The sequence below is a fragment of the Cryobacterium sp. LW097 genome (genome assembly GCF_002205495.2).
Lineage (GTDB): Bacteria > Actinomycetota > Actinomycetes > Actinomycetales > Microbacteriaceae > Cryobacterium > Cryobacterium zongtaii.
Genome location: NZ_CP021992.1, coordinates 3273875 through 3289365, shown reverse-complemented (window position 1 = coordinate 3289365; position 15491 = coordinate 3273875). Strand labels below are relative to the sequence as shown.

Here is a 15491-nt window from a genome sequence, read left to right as displayed (position 1 = left end):
TTTGGGACTCGATAAGGTAACGTGGACAAGTCGGCTCTTGACACCGCGTGTTTCATTGTGTGCGCGGATGGGTTTGTAAGTCAGGATGGGCCGGTTTCCCAGTAATCCGCTGGTGAAAAATCACTGTATGTGAACGGCCCCGGCCATAGACTGCCCGGGTTCTCAGGTTGCGTCGCCGTGCGACGCACTACTGCCATGTACTCAACACAACCCAGAAATACTTCTATGCCTTCTAGCAAGAAGCCGGCCGTCGGCCGCGCAGCCAAGAACTTCGACCCGAGCCACTCCAAGGGCGGCCCCAAGGGCGCACCCAAGGGCGGCAGCAAGAGCCCCGGACACCGCGGCTACCGCGCAGACGATGGCGCTCCCAAGAAGCAGCGCTGGAACGCCGACGAGCGCGCAGCGCGTTCCGGTGAGCGCTCCTCCTCCGACCGTCCCGCCTACGGTGACCGTCCCGCCTACGGTGCCCGCACCGAGCGTCCGGCCTCCAACGACCGTGCCCCGCGCACCGACCGTCCCTCGTACAACAACGACCGTCCCGCTCGCGGCGACCGTCCCTCGTACAACAACGACCGTCCCGCTCGCGGCGACCGTCCCTCCTACGGCGACCGTGCCCCGCGCACCGATCGCCCGTCGTACAACAACGACCGTCCGTCGTACGGCGACCGTGCCCCGCGCACCGATCGCCCGTCGTACAACAACGACCGTCCGGCTCGCACAGAGCGTCCGTCCTACGGTGACCGTGCCCCGCGCACTGACCGTCCGTCGTACAACAACGACCGCCCGTCGTACGGTGACCGTGCCCCGCGCACCGATCGCCCCGCCTATAACGACCGCAACAGCGACCGTCCGGCTCGCACCGAGCGTCCGTCCTACGGTGACCGTGCCCCGCGCACTGACCGTCCGTCGTACAACAACGACCGCCCGTCGTACGGTGACCGTGCCCCGCGCACCGATCGCCCCGCCTATAACGACCGCAACAGCGACCGTCCGGCCCGCACCGAGCGTCCGTCCTACAACAGCGACCGTCCGGCCCGCACGGAGCGTCCGTCCTACGGCGATCACCCCGCCCGCACCGACCGCCCGTCGTACAGCAACGACCGTCCGGCCCGTGGCGAACGTCCCGCGTACGGCAATGACCGCGCGGCCCGCAACGACCGTTCCAACGACGGCGGCCACTCCAGCAACTTCTACCCCGACCGCGACTCCAAGCCCAAGTTCGCCGCCGGCGACGACGTGGTGCTCGAGCGCCTCGAGGCCATCGCCACGACCGCAGAAGATGTTGTCGGCGTGACGTTCGGCGACCTCGGGCTCGGTGGCAACATCGTGCGCGAGCTCGCTCTCCTCGGCGCTCCGTCCCCGTTCCCGATCCAGGCCGCGACCATCCCCGATGTGCTCGCCGGCCGTGACGTGCTCGGCCGCGGCAAGACCGGCTCCGGCAAGACCATCGCGTTCGCCGCTCCCATGATCGAGAAGCTCATGGAGAACAACGGCGCCAAGGACCGCAAGATGGCCCGCAAGCCCCGCGCGCTGATCCTGGCCCCCACCCGCGAGCTGGCCCTGCAGATCGACCGCACCGTGCAGCCCATCGCGCGCAGCGTCGGCCTCTTCACCACCCAGATCTACGGCGGCGTTCCGCAGTACCGCCAGGTCAGCGCCCTCCAGCGCGGCGTGGACATCATCATCGGCACCGCCGGCCGCATCGAGGACCTCGTCGAGCAGGGTCGTCTCGACCTGTCCGAGGTTGTCATCACAGTCCTCGACGAGGCCGACTACATGTGCGACCTGGGCTTCCTCGAGCCGGTTCAGCGCATCCTGCGCCTCACCAAGAAGGGCGGCCAGCGTCTGCTGTTCTCGGCCACCCTCGACAAGGGCGTCGCCTCGCTGGTCAAGGAATTCCTGACCAACCCGGCCGTGCACGAGGTCGCCGGAGAAGACCAGGCCTCCAGCACGATCGACCACAAGGTCCTCCTCATCGAGCACCGCGACAAGGCCTCCATCATCGGCCAGCTTGTCGACCGCCAGGGCAAGACGCTCATCTTCAGCCGCACCCGCGCCTACGCCGAGCAGCTCGCCGACCAGCTCGAGGACGCCGGCGTCAAGGCCACCAGCCTGCACGGCGACCTCAACCAGGCCCGCCGTACCCGCAACCTGCAGATGCTCACCAGCGGTCGCGTCAATGTTCTCGTCGCCACGGACGTCGCCGCCCGCGGCATCCACGTCGACGACATCGACCTGGTCATCCAGGCCGACATGCCCGACGAGTACAAGACCTACCTGCACCGCGCCGGCCGCACCGGCCGCGCCGGCAAGTCCGGTACCGTCGTCACGCTGATCCCCAAGCAGCGTCGTCGTCGCATGGAAGACCTGCTCGACCGGGCCGAGATCGACTCCAGCTTCACCTCGGCCACGCCGGGCGACGCCTCGATCACCGCTCTGGCGAACCTGTAACACCAGCGCACAACCGGCAGGGCATCCGTTTCGGCGGGTGCCCTGCCGGCGGTTAACCGGCGCGCGAAGCCGTCGCGCACGATCGGGGATGCGGTACGGTTTTGTCGTTCGCGTGCTCCCTCACAATTCGGGTTTGTGACAGCGCGCGCGAGCACAGGATGTCTGTGGGGCATCCGCGCGGTGCTCCACAGATATCCGCCCGGCCTGGTCAGCGGGGGCGGATGCGCGGCTCAGCGGATGCTTGCGACGGCCTCGAGCACCCGGTCAGAAAAGTCAGCGGACAGCGGCGCCGAACCCGCGCTCTCTGCGGCGGCGGCCTGACCCTCCGGGCTGGCCATGTACGCCAGGTAGGCCGCGACGAGCTCGGCCTGGTCGGCGTCGGGATAGTCTTCGCACGCGATCAGGTAGCTCACGAGCACCAGCGGGTACACGCCGGGGGCCGTGGAGGTGCGGTCGACATCCACCACCAGGTCGTTGGGGTTGTCCCGCTCCACCAGGGGCGAGGCGTCGATGACGGCCGCAGCGGCCTCGGTGGAGTAATCGACGAACTCGTCGCCCACCTGCAACGCCGCGACAGAGGGGTCACCGACCCTGGACGCATCCGCGTAGCCGATGGTGTTGTTGCCGTTGGCGACGGCGCTCACGACGCCGGAGTTGCCTTGGGCGCCCTCACTTCGTCGTGCCCGAATCGTCCGAGCGATGCACCGCGGAGATCTGTTCGGCGGGCAGGGTGGCGTCGGAGTTCAGGTCGACGAGGGCGGGGTCGTTCCACCGCGTGATCGCACCGGAGAAAATGTTCGCGATCGCCGACGGATCCAGGCGCAGGGTGTCCACGCCATCGACGTTGTAGACCAACACCGACGGTGACACGTAGACGGGCAGGTCGATGGCGGCGGACCCCGGCGCGCTCGACCCGGCACCGTCCAGCGTGCCGGCCAGAGTGCTCGTCTCGTCACCGGATTCGTTGGCGGCGCAACCCGACAGGAGCAGGGCGGCCACCGCGATCGACGTGCCGAGGGAAAATGCCGGGTGCCTGTCTGGTGCCAGCACTGTTCCCATTCTGCCCGACCGGAGCCGCGTGTTCTCCGAGAGGCAGCTGAACGGCGCGGTCCTGATAGATTCGAGGAACCGTGACAAAGGGAGAATCATGACCACACGCTGGGCGCGCTTCGCCCGTGGGTGGATCGTCGCGGCCGTCTCCACGTTTGTTGCCGCGTTGTCGCACACCGTGGGTGGCGGAGCCGTGCCCGGCCTGTTGGCCGTGGTCGTGTCCCTGGCTTTCGCCGGGATCGTCTCCATCGCCCTGTCCGGCCGCACCCTGTCCACCTGGCGACTCACCGCGGCGGTGCTGCTGAGTCAACTCGTCTTCCACGGGCTGTTCTCCTTCGGCAGCGCGGGCGGCGCCCTGGTGACCACGGATGCGGCAACCGCGCACGCCCACAGCGCGGGCAGCGTCGCCGTGCTGGTGCCATCATCGATGCAGGCCGGCACCATGTCCGGCGCCGGTCACGGGCTGATGATGACCGGGGCCCACGTCCTCGCCGCCGTGGTGACCGTCCTGGCGCTCCGCTTCGGCGAGCGGGCCTTCTGGGGTCTGTTCAGCACCGCGACGGTGGCCCTGAAGGCCCTCGTGCGGTTCCTCGTGCTCACCCCGATCCCGAACATCCCCCAGACGATCTCGGCGTCCTCGGCCGCTCTGCCGCCCCGCGACCTTCTCGTCCTGCTGAGTCCGATGCGGCATCGTGGGCCGCCGGTGCACCTGTTCGCCTGAGCGTCACCCTCGGCCACCTTCAGTCTTCGCACCTCTTATATATATGTCGACCCATCCGTCGGCCGCCCCGTCGAATTTTCGTACCGAGCCCCGCCATGCCTGTCGGCCCCGCGCGGGCCGCGGCCACGATTCGACCACTCGCGTGTCGACCGGCCACCAACCCAAGGACCCATCATGAAGCTCTCCACGCCCGTCTTCTCCGCCACCGCCCTTCTCGGAGCCGGCCTGCTCGCCCTGTCAGCGCCGCTGGCCGCCAGCGCCCACGTCGATGTCGAACCGTCGTCGACCGCCGCCGGCTCCTACAGCCTGCTCACCTTCTCGCTCGGCCACGGCTGCGACGGGTCGGCCACCACCGGCATCACCATCGACATCCCCGACACCATCACCAGCGTCACCCCCACCATCAACCCGGGCTGGGACATCACGCCGCTCACCGACGGCCAGGTCACCTACACGGCTCTCACCCCGCTCGCCGACGGCCTCCGCACCACCTTCGTACTCAGCCTGCAGATCCCCGAGGACGCCGCCGTCGGCGACACGCTGGCGTTCCCCGTGCGGCAGTCTTGCGAGGTCGGGGAGACCGACTGGTCAGAGACGGTCGTCGAGGGCGAGGCCGAACCGGCCCACCCGGCCCCGTCGCTCACCGTCACCGAGGCCGGCGCAGAGTCCGGCCACGGTCACAATGCCGCTGCCGCAGCGGATGGCGCCCCCGCGGCCGAGCCGATCGCCACCGACGATGTGCTGGCCCGGTTGCTCGGCATCGGCGGTCTCATCGTCGGCGCCGTCGGCCTCGTGGTCGCCGTCGCCGCCCGCCGCAAGAACGCCGCATAGAGCCCCCCATGGCACCCATCCGAAACAGCCGCCGGCACGCCCGCATGCTGAAGCGGTCGGCGCTGGCCGGGGTCGTGCTGGCCGTCGCCAGTCTCGGCGCCACGGCCGCCCCGGCGTTTGCGCACAACTACCTGGTCGGCTCGACACCGGCGGCGGGTTCGATCGTCACCGAGCAGCCCGGGACCGTATCGATCACCACCAACGACAACCTGCTCGACCTCTCGGGCCAGGGCGAGGGCAGTGTCATCCAGGTCACCGGCCCGGCCGACGCGCCGAGATACTACGGCGACGGCTGTTCGACGATCGCCGGGCCCACCCTCGAAACCGCGGTGCAGCTCGGCCAGCCGGGGGAGTACACGGTGACCTGGCAGGTCGTGTCGACCGATGGGCATCCGATCTCGGACACCTTCACCTTCACCTGGCAGCCCAACGCGGCCCAGGTGCTGAACGAGGGTTCCGCGACCGCGCCCGAGTGCGCCACCGCTGGTTCAGGCCAGACTGGACCGGCCGACACCGAAGCGGCCGGCGCCGACGCCGCGGAGTCCGGCTCGGCGGTCGACGTCACCGACCTGCTCTGGATCGGCGGAGCGCTCGTGGCAATCCTCGCCGCGATCGGTGTGACGCTCCTGCTGCTGCGCCGTCCCACCCCGAAATAGCCATCACCCCATCCCGCAGTAGGTCAGGCAATTTCGCGAGAGCGGTGGAACGGTCACCTCGGGTGCTCCGAAGCAACCACACCACCGCTTTCGCGAGAGCTGCGGGCGGGCCGTGGCCTCCATCCACAATGCCGCCGCCCCGGCCGGTGGCGTCGGTGGGCGCGGGTAGAGTTGGCGGGTGAGTTGGAACGCCGAGATACCGTGGGATCCTGACGAGTTCGAGCCGCCGGACGACTTCGATGCCCCACCGCCCCCAGACCCCTACGGTCAGGGTGGCTTCGCCACGCCCGCGTCGGCCGCCGCCGGCCCGGCCGGCTCCGGTCCCGTCGATTTCGGCCCGCCCGCCGGCGGCGCAACGCTGCTCGCCCCGCCGCCGCCCAAGCGGGCCACCGCCAAGTTCGGCACCGCCGCCGAGGCGCTGCACACGGTTTTCGGCTACGACTCGTTCCGTGGTGAGCAGGCCCAGATCATCGACCAGCTCATCGGTGGCGGCGACGCCGTCGTGCTGATGCCCACCGGTGGCGGCAAAAGCCTCTGCTACCAGATCCCGTCGCTCGTGCGCGAGGGCACCGGCATCGTCATCTCCCCGCTGATCGCACTCATGCAAGACCAGGTGGATGCGCTCACCCTCGTCGGCGTGCGCGCCGCGTTCCTCAACTCCAGCCAGGACTCCGCCGCCCGCAACCAGGTCGAACGTGACTACCTCGCCGGCAACCTCGACCTGCTCTACGTCGCCCCCGAGCGATTGAGCAACGAGGCCACCAAGCGGTTCCTCGATCGCGGCACCATCGCCCTGTTCGCCATCGACGAGGCGCACTGTGTCTCCCAGTGGGGCCACGACTTCCGCCCGGACTATCTCGCGCTTTCCGAGCTCGCCGACCGCTGGCCCGATGTGCCCCGCATCGCGCTCACCGCCACGGCCACCGACGCCACCCACAAGGAGCTCACCGAGCGCCTGCAAATGGGCGAGGCGCAGCACTTCGTCGCCAGCTTCGACCGGCCCAATATCCAGTACCGCATCGTCGGCAAGAACGAGCCGCGCAAGCAGCTGCTCAACTTCATCAAGACCGAGCACCCCACCGACGCCGGCATCGTCTACGCGCTCAGCCGCAAGACCGTCGAGCAGACCGCCGAGTTCCTGCGCGCCAACGGCCTGAACGCCTATCCGTACCATGCCGGCCTCGACCAGGGCCTGCGCGCCCGCACCCAGTCCAGGTTCCTCCGCGAAGAGGGCGTCATCATCGTGGCGACCATCGCGTTCGGCATGGGCATCGACAAACCGGATGTGCGCTTCGTCGCGCACATCGACCTGCCCAAGTCCGTCGAGGGCTACTACCAGGAAACCGGCCGGGCCGGCCGCGACGGCCTGCCATCCACCGGCTGGCTCGCCTACGGCCTGCAGGACGTCGTGCAGCAGCGCCGCATGATCGACGAGTCGCCGGGGGACCTCTCGCACCGCCGCAAGATGAGCGCGCACCTGGACGCCATGCTCGCGCTCTGCGAGACCGTGCACTGCCGGCGGGTCAACCTGCTGCGCTACTTCGGCCAGGCCAGTGAACCGTGCGGCAACTGCGACACCTGCCTCACGCCGCCGGAGGCCTGGGACGGCACCGTTCCCGCCCAGAAACTGCTCTCCACGATCGTGCGCCTGCTGCGCGAACGCAACCAGCGCTTCGGCGCCGGCCAGCTCATCGACATCCTGCGCGGCAAGACCACCCCGCGCACCACCCAGCACAACCACGACCAGCTGGCCACCTGGGGCATCGGCGCCGACCTCACCGACCAGCAGTGGCGGGGAGTCGTGCGGCAGCTGCTCGCGCAGGGGTTCATCGCCACCTCCGGCGAATACGGCACCCTGATCCTCACCGAGGCCGCCGCAGAGGTGCTCGCCGGCAACCGCCCCGTGCAGCTGCGCAGCGAACCCGACAAGCCCGTGAAGCGCACCCCCGCTGCCCGCGCCGCCACCGCCAAGGCCGGCCTCGCCGAGCTCAGCACCGAGCAGGAGGCGCTGTTCCAGGCCCTGCGTGCCTGGCGCAGCACCACCTCACGCCAGCAGGGCGTGCCCGCCTACGTGGTTTTCGGCGATGCCACCCTGGTGGCCGTCGCGGCGGCGAAACCGCGCACGCTGGCGGACCTCGACGGCATCACCGGCGTCGGTGCGAAGAAGCTCGAGTCTTACGGCGAGGCCCTGCTCGAGGTCGTCGCAGCGAACGCTTGACCCACCCGGTTCGACGGGGGTGGCGGAGCTCATCCGCCGCCCCTTTTGTGGGCCTTGGTAGGTTGAGTCGCCCCCTTGTTGTAGAAGAGCTACAGTCTGAGTGCGCCGCGCCGCGCCCTTCTTTGTAGCCCCGTCACGCACTATTTCCGCACTCGGCGCCCCCGATCTAACGTGGTCGAACACTCGACTTCCGCGCCGACGTTAGGACCAATGATGGTTGACACTGCCCAGCGCCCCACTCCCGCCCGGCCCGACGCGGTCGGCACCGACACCCGCACCGACACCGGGCCCGTCCGGGTCGCCGGCGACCCGCTCGCCCCGCGCATCGACCTGCCCGCCCTGTCGCGAACCCTGCTCGGCACCTGGGCCGATGTGCGGCTGAAGGCCCGCGAGCTCACCGCCCGCCCTGACCTGCAGCGCATCGAGGGGCAGTCCATGGCGGACCACCGCCTGCGGGTGCTCGGTCAGCTCAAGATCCTCGCCGACAACGGCCACGTGCACCGGGCCTTCCCGAGTTCGCTCGGCGGTTCGGATGACCACGGCGGCAACATCGCCGGATTCGAGGAGCTCGTCACGGCCGACCCGAGCCTGCAGATCAAGGCCGGTGTGCAGTGGGGGCTGTTCGGCGCCGCGGTGCTGCACCTGGGAACCACCGTGCATCACGAAACCTGGCTGCCCGACATCATGTCCCTCGCAGTGCCCGGCGTCTTCGCGATGACCGAGACCGGCCACGGGTCGGATGTCGCCGCCATCGGCACCACCGCCACCTTCGACGTGGCCACCGGCGAGTTCGTTGTGCACACCCCGTTCCGGGCGGCCTGGAAGGACTACCTCGGCAACGCCGCCATCGACGGCACCGCCGCCGTGGTCTTCGCGCAATTGATCAGCCTGGGCGTCAACCACGGCGTGCACGCCTTCTACGTGCCGCTCCGCGACTCCACTGGGGCGTTCCTGCCCGGCATCGGCGGCGAGGACGATGGCCTCAAGGGCGGCCTGAACGGTATCGACAACGGCCGGCTGCACTTCGACCAGGTGCGCATCCCGCGCACCAACCTGCTCAACCGGTACGGCGATGTCGCCGTCGACGGCAGCTACTCCAGCCCGATCGGCAGCCCCGGCCGGCGCTTCTTCACCATGCTCGGCACCCTCGTGCAGGGCCGGGTGTCCCTCGACGGCGCCGCCACCCAGGCCTCCGCCCTGGCGCTCACCATCGCCATCCGCTACGGCAGCGAACGCCGCCAGTTCACCGCCGGCAGCGAGACCGATGAAGAGGTCATCCTCGACTACCAGCGCCACCAGCGCCGCCTCATCCCGCGCCTGGCCACCGCCTACGCGCAGACCTTCGCGCACGACGAGTTCCTGGTCAAGTTCGACCAGGTGTTCAGCGGCGCCGCGGCGACGGATATCGACAGGCAGGACCTGGAAACCCTCGCAGCGGCCCTCAAGCCGCTGTCCACCTGGAACGCCCTGGACACTCTGCAGGAGTCCAGGGAGGCCTGCGGCGGCGCCGGTTTCCTCGCCGAGAACCGCTTCGTCGGGCTGCGCGCCGACCTCGATGTCTACGCCACCTTCGAAGGCGACAACAACGTTTTGCTGCAGCTGGTGGCCAAGCGTCTGCTCACCGACTACAACCGCAAGTTCGCCGGCGCGGATGCCGGAGCGATGGCCAGGTACGTGGTGCAACAGACCGCGGGGCGCGCCTACCATGGCACCGGCCTGCGCACACTCGGCCAGTCCGTCGCCGACTTCGGCTCCACGGCGCGCAGCGTCGGAGCGCTGCGGGAGACCGGAACCCAACGAGCCCTGCTCACCGACAGGGTCGAGACCATGATCGCCGCCATCGCCCAGTCGTTGCGGAACGCCAGCAAGCTGCCCAAGAAGGAGGCGGCCGCTCTCTTCAATTCCCACCAGAACGAGCTGATCGAGGCGGCCCGCGCCCACGCGGAGCTTCTCCAGTGGGAGGCGTTCACCCGCGCTGTCGAGACGACCACCCACGCGGGCACCCGGCAGGTGCTCACCTGGCTGCGCGACCTGTTCGGCCTGCGCCTGATCGAGGAGCATGCGGCCTGGTACCTCATCAACGGACGGCTCTCCGGCAAACGGGCGTTGGCGGTCACGGCGTACATCGACCGCATCATCTCCAGGCTGCGGCCGCACGCTCTCGACCTCGTCGACGCGTTCGGTTACGCCCCCGAACACCTGCGGGCACCGATCGCCACCGGGGCCGAACGCGAACGCCAGGTCGAGGCCCGCGCCTACTACCGCGCACAGCGGGCCGCCGGCACCGCCCCCGTCCCCGAAAAACCGGTCCGCCGCCCCTGACCCGCCGGCCCTGCCCGGTCCGGTCCGGTCCGGCCAGAGGATGAGGGGCGGCGCCCCGTAACCATCCGCTCGACGGATGCGGGCGCCCGGTCCGGCGTCATACTCTCGTCTGTGGGGTCGACGCGGCATGCGTTCCGTCCCCGCCGACGGGAAGAGGAACCGGATGATTCAGGCACAGTCCCTGACCAAACGCTACGGAAGCAAGACCGCGGTCGACGCCGTCGACTTCACGGTGCAGCCCGGCCGGGTGACGGGGTTCCTGGGCCCGAACGGGGCCGGCAAGTCCACCACCATGCGTATGATCGTGGGCCTGGACCGGCCCAGCCACGGCTCGGTCACCGTCAACGGCAAGCAATACCGCGAGCACAAGGCGCCCCTGCGTGAAGTGGGGGTGCTGCTTGACGCCAAGGCCATCCACACCGGCCGCAGCGCCTACAACCACCTGCTCGCCATGGCTGCGACACACTCCATTCCGGCCAGCCGGGTCAAGCAGGTCATCGAACTCACCGGACTCGACTCCGTCGCCCGCAAGCGCGTCGGCGGTTTCTCGCTCGGCATGGGCCAGCGTCTCGGCATCGCCGCGGCGCTGCTCGGCGACCCGGCCACGCTGATCCTCGATGAACCCGTCAACGGGCTCGACCCCGAGGGCGTGCAGTGGGTGCGCCATCTGGTGCGCCACCTCGCCGCCGAGGGCCGCACAGTCCTGCTCTCCTCCCACCTGATGAGCGAGATGGCCGTCACCGCGGACCACCTCATTGTGCTCGGCCGCGGCAAGGTCATCGCGGATGCCCCGGTGGCCGAACTGATCGGCGCCGCCACGCGCAAGGTCGTGCGGGTACGCACCCCGTACGCGCCGGAGCTCGCCGCCCTGTTCCAGAGCGCCGACATCACCGTCACCCGCACCGAGGCAGACCTGCTCGAGATCGTCGGCATCACCGCCGCCGACATCGGCAACCAGGCCGCCCGTGCCGGCATTGCCCTGCACGAGCTGACGCCGATCAGCGCGTCGCTCGAGGAGGCCTACATGTCCCTCACCCAGAACGACGTGGAGTACCGCACCGGCGGCACCTCCGATGACCCCGCCGCCGAACACTCGGCTGCAGACCTTACGGAGAGTGTCCGATGACCACGATCGCCCCGGCCCCCGTCCGTGCCTTCGTCCCTTCCGGACCCGGCCTCAGTTTCGGTGGTGAACTGCGCTCGGAGTGGATCAAGCTCCGCACGGTGCGCTCCACCATCTGGTCGTACGCCACCGTCATCGTCATCTCGCTCGGCATGGCCGCACTCATGTCGGCCGCGTTGCCCACCGAGGGCGGTTCTCTGCCCGCGGCCGTGCAGACGAGCATGCTCGCCCAGGCCGCCACCTTCGGGGTCTTCTTCGGCCAGCTCGTCGTGGCGGTCCTCGGCGTGCTCGCGATCAGCGGCGAGTACAGCACGGGCATGATCCGGTCCAGCATCACCGCCGTTCCTCGGCGGCTGCCGATGTTGGCGGCCAAGGCCGTTGTGCTCTTCGTCTGTACCTTCGTGGTCGGCCTGATCAGCACCCTCGGGTCCTATCTCGTGGCCGCCCCGATCCTGGCCGGCAAGGAAATCACGGCCAGCCCGACCGACCCCGACCTGTTGCTCCCGTTGCTCGGCGGTGCGCTGTACCTCGCGCTGGTCGCCGTCTTCGCCCTGGGCGTCGGCGCCATGTTACGCAGCAGCGCCGGCGGCATTTCCGCAGCCCTCGGCATCCTGCTGCTGCTGCCGATCGTGTTGTCGATGATCCCTGCCCAGTGGTTGGCGGACCTGCTCCCGTACCTGATCTCCAACGCCGGCCTGGCCATCTTCGGGCTCAACGGCTTCACCAGTGCCACTTTTGAGACCTGGCAGAATGTCCTCATCGTGCTCGGCTGGGTGGCCGTCTCGCTGGTCGGCGCCGCGGTGCTGCTCAAGCGTCGGGACGCCTGAGGTACGACGGTTTCCTGCGGCGCACCCCGGCGCGGGGTGCGCCGCGAGCCCCCGGCCCGGGCCGTAGGCTCGACATATGAGAGAGTTCTACCCCGAGATCGAACCGTACGACACCGGCATGCTCGAGGTCGGCGACGGCCACACCCTGTATTACGAGGTGTCCGGAAACCCGAACGGCAAGCCGGCCGTCTACTTGCACGGCGGGCCGGGCGGCGCGTCCAGCGCCACCCAGCGGCGGGTGTTCGACCCTGAGAAGTACCGCATCGTGCTGTTCGACCAGCGCGGCTGCGGCCGCAGCACCCCGCATGCCAGTGCGCCGGATGCCGACCTGACAGCCAACACAACCTGGCACCTGGTCGCCGACATCGAGCGTCTCCGCGAGCACCTCGACATCGACCGCTGGTTGGTCTGCGGCGGTTCCTGGGGCAGTTCCCTGGGGCTCGCCTACGCTGAAACACACCCAGAGAAGGTCACCGAACTCGTTCTGCGCGGCATCTTCACCCTGCGCCCGATCGAGCTGGACTGGTTCTACGAGGGGGGAGCCGCGGCCATTTACCCCGATCTGTGGGAGGGTTTCATCGCGCCGGTACCCGTCGACGAACGGGGACGGCTCATCGAGGCGTACAGCCGCCTGCTGCACGACCCCGATCAGTCAACCCGTGAACGCGCCGGTGTGGCCTGGTCCACTTGGGAGTCCTCCACCATCACCCTGCTGCAACAGCCGGAGACCATCGAGCGGTTCACCGAGCCGGCCTTCGCCGTGGCGTTTGCCCGCATCGAGAACCACTACTTCATGAACAAGGGCTGGTTCGAACCCGAGCAGCTGCTCCGTGACGCCGCCAAGCTCAAGGACATTCCCGGAGTCATCGTGCAGGGCCGCTACGACATGTGCACGCCGGCGTTCACCGCCTGGGCGTTGCATCAGGCCTGGCCGGAGGCCGACTTCCAGATGATCCCGGATGCCGGCCATTCCTTCGAGGAGCCCGGCATCCGCGCCGCTTTGCTCGACGCCACCGACCGCTTCGCGAACTAGCCTGCGGGGTCAAGATCGGCATTACCCGGCGGCCGTCTGTTCTGCGTGCACACGGTGACCGCTGGTACCGTGCGTGTCAGCGCCGATAGTCCGGAGCGCCGTCCCGGCACCGGCGGCGGTGCCACGCACGGCGGCGACCAGTAGCGCGCCCGGCCGACCCGTCCGGGAGCGGTGCCTCCCGTTGCGCAGCACGCTGACGGCGTACCCCGGGCTGGCTAGGAGCCACTGCACGATGTGACGCCGGCCGAGGTGACGTGCGGCGAATGTCAGCCGGCTGCGGCAGGCGGAGTAGACGTCCAGCGGCGACACCACTCCGGCGACCGGGAACGAACGGGTGCTCCGCACCGCGGTGACGTCGCTGTGCACCGCGAGGCAGCCGCCGGCGGCCACGCAACGCCAGGACAGATCGACGTCCTCCCACGAGCGGAAATGGCCCTCGTCGCATCCGTCCAGCCAATCCCAGAGGGAGGCGTGGATCATCAGGCACGCCCCGCTGAGCCAGCCTCCTGGCGCGGAACTATCCGCATCATCGGTCATCAGCGCGCGGCCACGACGGATGTCCACAGTGCCGCCGCCGAACCACAAGGAGCCATCCGTGCCGACGATGCGAGGGCTCAGGATGCGCTGGGGTTCTGCTGAGCAGCCCTGGGCCAGCGTGAGCATCCCCGGTTCGTCGATGCGCACGTCGGGGCTCAGTATCAACAGGCGATCACAGCCGTGCGATCGAAGCAGCCGCACCCCGGCGTTGACCGCGGCTCCGAAGCCGAGGTCGATTCCCGGCGCGATCAGCGTCCAGCCTTCGCGAGCGCACAACACCGTCGTCGCTTCGCGGTTGGCGAGCCCGCTGAAATTGTCGACGACGACGACCCGTCCGGTGCGCGCGCGCCGCCCGATTCCGACCAGATTGAGCTCGAGAAGATCGGGTTCGCCGTGGTTGACGACAACGATCCCCAGCTCAGCGGGCAGCGGCACCCGAACTCCGGTCCGCCGACATGGTCACAGAGCGCCTCGCGCCACGGTGGACGGCGGCCGCGCACCGGTGCGTCCTCTTCGGGGAGAGCGACCGGTGCGTCCCGGGCTTTTGCCCTGGGTGCTGTATCCGGAGACAAGGCGACGGGCGAGATCTTCGTAGCTGTCGGTGACGTGGCCCCAGTTGTACAGGGCGGCGGCGCGACGCTGCAGAGCCTCACTGACCTCCTGGGTGTGGTGGGGATTCAGCTCGGCGTCCTCGATCAGGGCCGCGAGAGTCCCGGCGTCCCGAAAATACGCTCCATACACGCCGAGCACGTCGCGGTTGAACCTGACATCCCAGGCGATTGCGGCGGTCCTGGCTCCCATCGCGCGCAGGAGCGACGGGTTCGTTCCCCCGACGGAATGGCCGTGCAGATAGCTGACCGAGTGGGCGTACAGCTGGTCGAGCTGGTCCTGGTCCCACAGCCTGCCGAGCAATCGCACCCGCGGGTCGTGGGCCAGGGCGGTGATTTTGCGCGCGTATGCGCCTGGATGCGGGGCGGAACCCACGACTACCAAGGGGAGAGTGGCACTGCTGCGCCGGTAGCCGTCGATGATCACGTCGACATGGTTCTCGGGCTCGAAGCGGGCCACAACGAGGTGATAACCATGGGGCCGCAGGCCCAATTCGGCCAGCCGCGTCGCCGGGGAATTCTGTAGGAGATGTGTCCCGTAGCCGATGAGCTCCGTGGGGATGGCGAACTCCGCGTGGTAATAGTCGACGATGCCCGGCGCGTCGGCGATGAGGGCGTCTGCCCATCGCACCGCCTGTTGCTCGGCCCAGCGGTAGTAGCGGCGGGCAGTCCCGCCCCACTTGTCCCGCTTCCACTCGAGGCCGTCGACATGCACGGTTGTCGGGATGCCGCGTCTGCGCAGGAACGGCACGAATGGTGCGTTCGCCGAGTTGAAGACGAACGCGGCATCCGGGCGCGACCCGGTGGCGGCGTGTGCCACCGAGAAAGCGGTGTGGCTGAGCGGTCCGAATGCGCCCAGACGCAGTGCCGGCAGATGCACGAGACGCATTCCCAGGTAGACGGTGGCCGGGGGGAGGTGGCCAGGCGCCGAGTTGCGGGAGCGGCAGTAGACCGTCACGGCGTGCCCACGATCGACCAGTCGACGGCCGACCTCCTCCACCGCTGTTTCGAATCCACCGAACGCGGCCGGGATGCCTCGGGTGCCGATCATCGCGATCCGGAGCGCCCCCACGTTCGAGGGGGTGACCGGATCGGTGTGGCCGGGGGCCGCCAT

The 15491-nt window shown here is 69.2% G+C and carries 13 protein-coding genes; 9 read left to right on the top strand and 4 right to left on the bottom strand.

From position 1 onward, the window contains the following. Nucleotides 1-225: 225 nt before the first annotated feature. Nucleotides 226-2451 (top strand): DEAD/DEAH box helicase, encoded by a 2226-nt coding sequence (locus B7495_RS15420; protein WP_088457358.1) that lies wholly within the window; start codon nucleotides 226-228, stop codon nucleotides 2449-2451. Nucleotides 2452-2681: 230 nt separating this feature from the next. Here B7495_RS15420 and B7495_RS19705 read toward each other — a convergent pair whose 3' ends face one another. Both B7495_RS19705 and B7495_RS19700 read right to left on the bottom strand, forming a co-directional pair. Further along, the gene (locus B7495_RS19705) at nucleotides 2682-3095 is read right to left on the bottom strand and encodes a substrate-binding domain-containing protein (protein ID WP_370028182.1); all 414 of its coding nucleotides are present in this window, start codon (nucleotides 3093-3095) and stop codon (nucleotides 2682-2684) included. Between the two features lie 25 nt (nucleotides 3096-3120). Further along, nucleotides 3121-3501: a substrate-binding domain-containing protein gene (locus tag B7495_RS19700; protein ID WP_370028180.1), complete on the bottom strand. Its 381-nt coding sequence runs from the start codon at nucleotides 3499-3501 to the stop codon at nucleotides 3121-3123. A gap of 97 nt (nucleotides 3502-3598) precedes the next feature. Here B7495_RS19700 and B7495_RS15410 point away from each other — a divergent pair, with 97 nt between their 5' ends. The 8 genes from B7495_RS15410 (at nucleotide 3599) to pip (ending at nucleotide 13232) form a co-directional block, all read left to right on the top strand. Next, nucleotides 3599-4222: a hypothetical protein gene (locus tag B7495_RS15410; RefSeq protein WP_088457357.1), complete on the top strand. Its 624-nt coding sequence runs from the start codon at nucleotides 3599-3601 to the stop codon at nucleotides 4220-4222. A 174-nt stretch (nucleotides 4223-4396) separates the two neighbouring features. After that, complete coding sequence (locus B7495_RS15405) at nucleotides 4397-5053, top strand: YcnI family protein (RefSeq protein ID WP_088457356.1); 657 nt, start codon at nucleotides 4397-4399, stop codon at nucleotides 5051-5053. Nucleotides 5054-5061: 8 nt separating this feature from the next. Continuing rightward, the gene (locus tag B7495_RS15400; RefSeq protein ID WP_088457355.1) at nucleotides 5062-5709 is read left to right on the top strand and encodes a copper resistance CopC family protein; all 648 of its coding nucleotides are present in this window, start codon (nucleotides 5062-5064) and stop codon (nucleotides 5707-5709) included. Nucleotides 5710-5887: 178 nt separating this feature from the next. Continuing rightward, the gene (gene recQ, locus B7495_RS15395; protein WP_088457354.1) at nucleotides 5888-7927 is read left to right on the top strand and encodes a DNA helicase RecQ; all 2040 of its coding nucleotides are present in this window, start codon (nucleotides 5888-5890) and stop codon (nucleotides 7925-7927) included. Between the two features lie 213 nt (nucleotides 7928-8140). Continuing rightward, a complete protein-coding gene (locus B7495_RS15390; RefSeq protein WP_088458130.1) occupies nucleotides 8141-10249 on the top strand; it encodes an acyl-CoA dehydrogenase in 2109 nt (702 codons plus the stop codon). Between the two features lie 163 nt (nucleotides 10250-10412). Continuing rightward, nucleotides 10413-11375, top strand: coding sequence for an ABC transporter ATP-binding protein (locus B7495_RS15385; protein ID WP_088457353.1), 963 nt, complete (start codon nucleotides 10413-10415; stop codon nucleotides 11373-11375). Then, on the top strand, nucleotides 11372-12199 hold the full coding sequence (locus B7495_RS15380; protein WP_088457352.1) for an ABC transporter permease subunit: 828 nt from the start codon (nucleotides 11372-11374) through the stop codon (nucleotides 12197-12199). The genes B7495_RS15385 and B7495_RS15380 overlap by 4 nt, the downstream gene beginning before the upstream one ends. A 76-nt stretch (nucleotides 12200-12275) precedes the next feature. Continuing rightward, nucleotides 12276-13232, top strand: coding sequence for a prolyl aminopeptidase (gene pip / locus B7495_RS15375; RefSeq protein ID WP_088457351.1), 957 nt, complete (start codon nucleotides 12276-12278; stop codon nucleotides 13230-13232). 21 nt (nucleotides 13233-13253) lie between these two features. Here pip and B7495_RS15370 read toward each other — a convergent pair whose 3' ends face one another. Both B7495_RS15370 and B7495_RS15365 read right to left on the bottom strand, forming a co-directional pair. After that, nucleotides 13254-14204: a glycosyltransferase family 2 protein gene (locus B7495_RS15370; RefSeq protein WP_088457350.1), complete on the bottom strand. Its 951-nt coding sequence runs from the start codon at nucleotides 14202-14204 to the stop codon at nucleotides 13254-13256. A 24-nt stretch (nucleotides 14205-14228) separates the two neighbouring features. Continuing rightward, nucleotides 14229-15491 (bottom strand): DUF1972 domain-containing protein, encoded by a 1263-nt coding sequence (locus B7495_RS15365; protein WP_088457349.1) that lies wholly within the window; start codon nucleotides 15489-15491, stop codon nucleotides 14229-14231.